We start from the raw sequence: 7,703 nt of genomic DNA, 5'->3' as shown, positions 1-7,703 counted from the left end.
ACTACAAACTCGCCGAAGGCAAAGGTGACGAACCGAGCCTGACCAGCGGCCATTTCCTCACCCTCGCCGAACACCCGCGCGCCGAATGGAACGACCTGTGGCTGCTGCTGGAAGTCTTCCATGAAGGCAAACAGCCGCAGGTGCTTGGCGAAAACGTCACCAGCGACGTCACCGACAACAAAAGCGATTTCCATCAGGGCTACCGCAACAGCTTCGTCGCCACCCCGTGGGATGCGCACTACCGCCCTGCCCTTGAACACCCCAAACCAAAAGTCCTCGGCAGCCAGACCGCCGTCGTCACCGGCCCGGCAGGCGAAGAGATTCACTGCGACCAATACGGCCGCATCAAGGTGCAATTCCACTGGGACCGCGACGGCCAGGCCAACGACAAAACCACCTGCTGGATGCGCGTCGCCAGCGGCTGGGCCGGCGCAGCCTATGGCGGCATCGCCATTCCGCGTATCGGCATGGAAGTCCTCGTCACCTTCCTCGAGGGCGACCCCGATCAACCGCTGGTGACCGGTTGCCTGTACCACAAGGAAAACGTCGTCCCCTACGACCTGCCGGCGAACAAGACCCGCAGCACCTTCAAGACCCTGAGCTCACCGGGCGGCAAGGGCTACAACGAGTTCCGCATCGAAGACAAAAAAGGCGTCGAGCAGATCTACATCCACGCCCAGCGCGATTGGGACGAGAACATCGAGCACGATCAGAAGATCCGGGTGGGCAACGAACGGCATGACACCGTTGAAGCCAACACGCTGAGCGAGTTCAAGGTTGAAGAGCACCGGATTACCCATCTGGATCGAATCAGCGAAATGCGTGCGGATGATCACCTGACGGTTGCGGTGACTCAGCATGTGAAGGTGGGGACTGCGCAGTTTGTTGAGGCTGGGACGGAAATCCATTACTACGCCGGCCAGAAGGTTGTGGTCGAAGGCGCGATGGAACTCACGGCCAAGGCTGGCGGGAGTTTCGTTAAGGTCGACGCGGGTGGCGTGACCATCAGCGGCGCGGAAGTGAAGATCAATACCGGCGGCTCGCCTGGGGTTGGGACGCCTGCGGCACCATTGCTGCCGGGGCCGATGAAAGTGGCGGATGCCGATAAGGCTGGTACGGTTCTTATCCCGCTTCCCAAACGCCTGAACGAGTCGGGTATCACGCCGTTATGCGGAAAACAAAGCAACGGCGCCTGCAGCCGTAAGGATTGCACATGCATGTAAAAGCGCTGAGCGCCCTCCTCGAAGCGCCACGCCATGGGTTCGAGGAACTGCCGAGAGAAAGCTCCGACCTGACCCTGTGTTTCATCATCGATCGCGTCCGCCAGCCGGAAGCAATGAGCCGATTCTACCGTGTCGGTGAGCCCGTAGACACCCAAGGTCTGTTTCTCAACACCGACTTCGCTGAAATCGCCGCTGAAGGCCCTCTCTGGCTGGTCGCTCCGTGGGGCAGTCGACTCGCAGCCGAAGCGGCAAAGCTCTGCGAAGAAAATTTCTCCGGCATTGCCCTCTCCACAGCAGACCCAGCCAAGGCGCTGGCACATGCCCGCTGGCTCCTGCGTGCCAATGATGGCTCAGGCGGCCAAAGCCTGTTGAGTTATCACAAGCCAAGCCTGTGGGCCGCGCTGGCCTACACCGCCGGTGAAAGTTCGCATCAGCTTTTCGGTCCTTGGCAACACGTATACAGCCCGGCACCGGTCTACTTCGGGCGCAATCGCGGTCGCTGGCTCAGCTGGCGGCCCGTTTCGGAACTTGAATGGCTGGGCGACGTCTCAGCGTTCAACCTGCCGCCAACAGCGCCAAAGGTTCAGGAGCATCTGGGTTGGGTTTACTGGGTAGACGAGCAATACGCTGCCTACGGTGAACCCTCCGACGAACAACTGCCCAACCTCGTGGAAAACCTCAACGTGCTGGTTGCCCACAACATTTACGAAGGTCGTCATTTACTGAAACTGGGCCAAATCACCAATGGCCCGCTGCTCGAAACGCAACCTCAGGCAATGGCCATCCTGCAATCCAGGGAAGAGTCGTTCATCAAAGTGCAGCAGTTGCAGCAACTGTTTACCAGCGCTTCTTGATGAACCCGTCCGTAAAGAATGAATGGAAGCGAAATGGAAACTGATATCTCGGAAGCACCCAAGGTAGATTTCAATAAACCAGCTGCGAACCCATCGACTTCAGCGGTACCTGTCGAGAGCAAGCCCGCCCTGGAACTTGATCCCCAGCCTGAAGCGCCTGACAGTTGTTCCAACGCGTTCGACCAGATAAAGACGGCCTGCTCGACGGAATATGGCGAAGTGATCTACGCCACCAAAGAAAAAATGTTTTACCTGTTGCCTAAGCGTGCGGCCAGCTCGATCAAAGAGGCGATGAATGAACTCGAGCAACATATCAGCGCCAGCAAGTCTCCAGAAGAACGACTCAAGGGGATGAACACCGCAGGGCTTCTGGAATACTTCCTGGAGCCGAAGCTCAGTAACTTCCTGCAAGGTGAGCAAAAAAGCCGAATGCTCGAAATCGAGGCTCAGGAACCCGATATCGCGCAGCCCGCCATGGCTATGCGATTGAAGGCTGTCAGCCGAGAGGCTCGAAACTCCACAGCGCTGGACAAACTGCCGGACCAAAGCGAATACGCTCGCAATCGGGAGCTTGCCAATCAACAGCAAGCGAGCCTGCTTGAAGCCAACTTTGATGGGCAGAAACTGCAGCGCCTCTACAACGAATGGAAAAAGCTGAAAGCGGCTGCGGTCGCACAGGCAAAAATTGCTGGCTACACCTACGAAAGCGGCAACCTGTTTTCCCCAGGGGCGATCGAAGCAAGAAATCGCGTGCAGACTTACTTGAAGGCCCGCGCTGCGCTGACCAAGAGTGGCAAGTTGACGACTCTGAAAGAGGCAGACTTTCAGAAAAACAAAAAGGCCTATCTGGACGCCACAAACTGCGTCATCGATGGCAAAGCCCGGATGTGTGGTTATTTAAAGGAAGTCGCCAACGAGCGCGAAAAAGTCGAAAAAGACTTTGCTTCTTATATCGATGCAATTTTGAAAGTTGCCGACTATGGGCTGGCCCTACCGGAATTTGCGCTAATTCCTGACACTGGCGACATCAGCGCAGGTATCGAGAAATTCAAGGCATATCTCGAGATGGAGCAGCGGCAGATCAAGCTCACGGAGCAGATCCGCACGAAATATAAAGCTTGGATTGACGCCAGCGGGCAAAACGTCGCGGCACCTGCAGGTATCGTGGAGGCGGAACGGGCAGAATGGCAGCGCATTCAGCAAGATCGCCTGCAACTTCGCGATGACGCAGAGGCTGCAGTGGCCGCAGCCCTGCCGCTGCGACATCTGCTGTGGGAGCCCGAGCAATTTCAGCCGAAACCGGAAGAACGCTTGGTCAAAGCAGGCTTTCCTTTGCGCGAAGTAGCACTTTTCAATAGCCCCAACAGTCCTGTCAAACACCTGAGCCTGCTCAATCTCGAAGGCATCACAAAGGTATTGAAAAAGGACGCGAGTGAAATCGGCGCCAAGGCAAGCAAAGACTTGCAAAAACTTCCGGGGAACAGCACCGGGAAAGCAACGTCGGACACTGACGACAATCCTTTCCATGAGTGGCTGCGGCTTGAAGGTGCACTCGCCATCAAAGATCAGCAGAGTGACTGGTTTGATGAGAAAGGCTGGTTTGATGTGGAAATGTTCCACTCTTACCTGAAATCGAAGAACTACAAGGTCGAAACCTTTGAGGATGCCGGAGCCCGCAAGGATTGGGGACTTCGTCTTCGTCAGTTGCTGTTCAAGGAAGAAGTCAGAAGCTCCTTGCGCCTGTTCGACAATAGCCCTCAAGCTCAACTCGTGCGTTGCCTCACACCGCCACAGCCATCAATCCACACCGGCGCCAAAATAACCGGCCCGACATTCAGTGTGGCGGATAACTTCAAAGCCTCCGCGAAGGCTGAAGTGAGTCTGGGCATTGACCTCGCCCGTGGCGAAGTTGAATTGATGAAAATGGATCTTCCGGGCAGAGATCAGGCCAAAGACATCCTGATCCCTTACCTCGACTATGAGAAAAACCGCAAAAACCTGAATCTAGGTCGGTTCTCGATCCATCTGGGCGCCAGAGCCTGGGGATACACCGGCGCCACCCTCCTCCTTTCCTCCAGCGTGCAGTTGGGACGTGCAAACGTACAAGGCGGCCTGAACCTACCGGAAATCACCGACGCAGAACGACCGGATACGACACATGCAACCGCTGCAACCACGAGAAGCGAACCGGTGCTGGAAGGTAACGCGGCAAAAGTTCGAGTAGAGGACGGCGCCAAAGCCAAGTTCAACCTCTTTGCGGGAGTGCAGGCAGGAATTCTACTGACAGGCGCCTTGAACTGGGCGCCGCCAAAGGAAATCGCAGCATTGCGCACCGCGCCTTCACCAGGAATGGCCAACAGCGTCAACAGCACCAAAGCCAGCCAATGGTCGAGTCTGGCGCGACTGACCGCCGGTTTCACCGCCGCATACGGCCTCGGTGCATCAGCAGACATCGGTATTTCCTTGCACGAAGGCCGCTTCATCATGCGGCTCAAGGCATCCGTCATTGTCGGTGCCGGAGCCGGCGGCGAATTCCAATTCGAAGTCGGTTATGACGGTGTCACTGACCTGATTAACATCCTGCGCCGTGAGATGCACAAAAATCAGGATAAATCGCTGATATTTGTTACGGATGAAGCTGCTGAGTACATCGACAAACTGAACTTCCTAGGTGCTAATGGCTTTGAAGTCGCAATGTTTTACATGCAAGGTGTTGATATCGTAATGTCGTTGTATGAGGCGTTAACCGGTGGAGGAAAAGGGGCGACGATCGCTCATACGATTATGAACTATCGTAATCAAACTGAACTGGACCAATGGATCTTAGCAGCAACCCCTGGTGCGCTTGGCCCTATGTTCATGACCCTAACCTCTGAGGCAAACTCCTTTAAGATTGGAGAGTATGGGGCCCAGGGGGGTGTTATTAAACCTGCGGAAACGGAATACTCGAAAGCTCAATGCCACTTACTCCAACAGCAAGCTATCGAACGCATACTTGGACTTATTGTTCGGCAAGCTGAAACACAAGGAACAGTTACCCTTGCACAAGCTCAATTTGAAGAGGCGTGCATGAGCATGAATCGCTTCGGGACAAAAGATACCAGCGACGCAGAGCAAACTTATTGCGAAAACAGATTGAGCATGGATAACTTCATGTCTGAAGCTGTCCTAAGACTAGTTAGCGTTGATAACGACAGAATGCGCAGCCGATACAAAAAACACGTTGAGGTTCTTGGTGCACGCATGGACGGATATTGCAAACGAACAAGATATTATGGCAATACATTCCTTCCGAGCGGTCAAGTCACTTATGCTGGCCCAAAGCAATAATTAGAAGACTATTTTTATGCCAATCAAATCTATATTATATGCAGGATTACTTTCCCTAACTTTGTGCAGCCAAGTGCATGCCGATCTCTCCTCATCACAGAAAGAAGCAAAAGAGAGAGGTTTACTACTATACAATCAATATAAACCTGCAGCTGCAGATTTAAAAATTGCTGCGGAAGCAGGTGATGCCGAGGCTCAATATTATTTAGCAGAAGAACTTCGACAGCAAAAACAATACGTTACTGCCGAGGCTCAGAAATGGTATGAAGCTGCAGCACTGCAAGGCGATTTGTACGCAATGTTACGGCTTGCGAAATCAAATAACGACTTATGCGAGGTCATGAACAACTGCCCTCAGGGCTCGAAAAAACGCACCGACTGGTTGCATTTATTAAACAAAGAATCCGGACAAAAGGCAGATAATGGTGATGGCGAAGCAATGTACATTAAATATCTGTCGTCTGGGCAATTAGAGTGGCTGGAAAAATCCGCAGCAGCTAACTTCCCCAGAGGCCAGTGGCTTTTGGCAAATCGCTACAAAGAAGGTGAAAAATTTTTTCTGCCTTGGAAACGAACTGAAGAAGTCGGACGTTGGTTAAAAGCGTCAGCTGAAAATGGTTTCCCCGCAGGAATGCTTGAATACTCCGCATTTCTTTATGAAAACGGTGGCGATATCGGGGTAGCCCGGCATTGGATCGAAGAGGCGGCAAAAACCGGGTACGAGGCTGGCGTCAGCAGCTACGGGGCCTATCTTGCTCATGCCCCTTCCCTATATGACTTTCCGCTTGACCTAGTAAAAGGCTACGCACTGACATCATTACTGAAGGAACTTGATGGCGGTGGGAATATACAGCCTTACGTAGATGAAGTTCTGCCAGAAATTTCTGAAAAAATGAGTGCTGAGCAGATAGCAGAAGCCAGGGTATTTGCACAGCAGTGGAAAAACACGCATCCTCCCCTTTCCTTTTACCCCGGAAAATATGGATTGTGACGAAACATTTTTATTCTGCAAAAGCAACGCGCCTTACAAGAATATTGTGTATGGGTTATTTCATATTTTTGACTTCGTTCATGTTTTCCAGTTACGCGTCGGCGCAGTTGAGCCCCCAACAACAGGTAGCAAAACTGCAAGGAATCAAGCTATTCAATCAACATAAAAAAGCCGAGCGCGAATTACGCATTGCGGCAGAGGCTGGAGATACTGAAGCACAATTCTATTTAGCCGAAGAACTCCGACAACAAACAATAACCCTTAATGCTGAAGCTCTTCAATGGTATGAGGCCGCAGCCACCCAAGGCGACCTTTATTCGATGATTCGAATCGGCCGAACCAATAACGACCTATGTTTAACAATGAAGAATTGTCCAATAGGAAAAAAAGAACCAAAAGAATGGTTGGCTGAAGCGACGAGAATCGCGAAAGACAAATCCGATCGCGGTGATGCGGAAGCTCTTTATATAATGTATGAGTTGACCGCCGAGAGAGAGTGGTTAAAGAAATCAGCACTCGCAGGTGATGCAATCGCCCAATATCGAATGGCTATTGGTGATCGTCAAGGAGAAGGCTTTATTCTTCCATGGAAGCGCCAAGAGATAGTCGAACATTGGTTTTTACTTTCTGCGAAAGCAGGAAACCCTAAAGCAATGATGCAACTTTTTGGTATATATAGAGAAAAAGGCGAACTGGAACAAGCTCGCTATTGGGTAGAAAAAGCGGCGTCGATTGGATATGAGGCCGGCGTATATAACTATGGATATTTTTTAGCCGTCGACCCTAAAGCACTCGGATTTACGGAAGATAAAATCAAAGGATATGCATTAATTTCTCTGCTGAAAGAGCTAGACGGCGGTGGAGCAGCACAAACAGATGTTGAGGAGACACTTCCACAAATTTCAGAAAAAATGACCCCGATGCAGATTCAAGAAGCAGAAGACTTTGCTACCAAGTGGAAGACTACACACCCCCCACTGTCTTTCTTCCCTGAAAAAATAGGCTTTTAATCTTGCATCAGCCTCTACAATTAAAAACAAGCTCAACTGCGAGACAAAGTTACTTTGAGCCACTCAAAATTTTGACTCTAAGCTTGGCGCTTGCATGCATACTGTTTAGCAAACATGCACATTCCGAGCTATCCACCCAACAACAAAAATCAAAAAACGAGGGGATAAAACTCTACAATCAATACAAATCTGCTGAGATGCAGTTACGTATCGCTGCGGAAGCTGGAGATGCAGAGGCCCAATTTTACCTAGCGGAAGAACTTCGCAAAAAGAAGCGCTATAGTAATAAAGAAGA

General features: G+C 51.8%; 5 protein-coding genes and 1 pseudogene. All 6 read left to right on the top strand.

Annotated elements, in window-relative coordinates:
• A partial coding sequence (gene tssI, locus DBR24_RS32395) for a type VI secretion system tip protein TssI/VgrG (protein ID WP_256591553.1) occupies positions 1-1,223 on the top strand: 1,223 nt, incomplete at its 5' end.
• On the top strand, positions 1,214-2,077 hold the full coding sequence (locus DBR24_RS16230; protein WP_128615271.1) for a DUF4123 domain-containing protein: 864 nt from the start codon (positions 1,214-1,216) through the stop codon (positions 2,075-2,077). The genes tssI and DBR24_RS16230, both read left to right, overlap by 10 nt.
• Before the next feature lie 33 nt (positions 2,078-2,110).
• Positions 2,111-5,407 carry a hypothetical protein gene (locus tag DBR24_RS16225; protein WP_256591552.1) on the top strand — a complete coding sequence of 1,099 codons (3,297 nt, stop codon included), beginning with the start codon at positions 2,111-2,113 and terminating at the stop codon, positions 5,405-5,407.
• Positions 5,408-5,423: 16 nt separating this feature from the next.
• Positions 5,424-6,398: a tetratricopeptide repeat protein gene (locus DBR24_RS16220; protein ID WP_128615269.1), complete on the top strand. Its 975-nt coding sequence runs from the start codon at positions 5,424-5,426 to the stop codon at positions 6,396-6,398.
• Positions 6,399-6,448: 50 nt separating this feature from the next.
• On the top strand, positions 6,449-7,408 hold the full coding sequence (locus tag DBR24_RS16215) for a tetratricopeptide repeat protein (RefSeq protein WP_128615268.1): 960 nt from the start codon (positions 6,449-6,451) through the stop codon (positions 7,406-7,408).
• A 2-nt stretch (positions 7,409-7,410) separates the two neighbouring features.
• Positions 7,411-7,703, top strand: a pseudogene (locus tag DBR24_RS32390) (hypothetical protein); the annotation flags it as partial.

The sequence above is a fragment of the Pseudomonas sp. HMWF006 genome (assembly GCF_003061205.1).
GTDB classification, from domain to species: Bacteria; Pseudomonadota; Gammaproteobacteria; order Pseudomonadales; family Pseudomonadaceae; genus Aquipseudomonas; species Aquipseudomonas monsensis.
The sequence above is the reverse complement of the archived record's forward strand: the minus strand, read 5'-3'. Positions and strand labels throughout refer to the sequence as shown.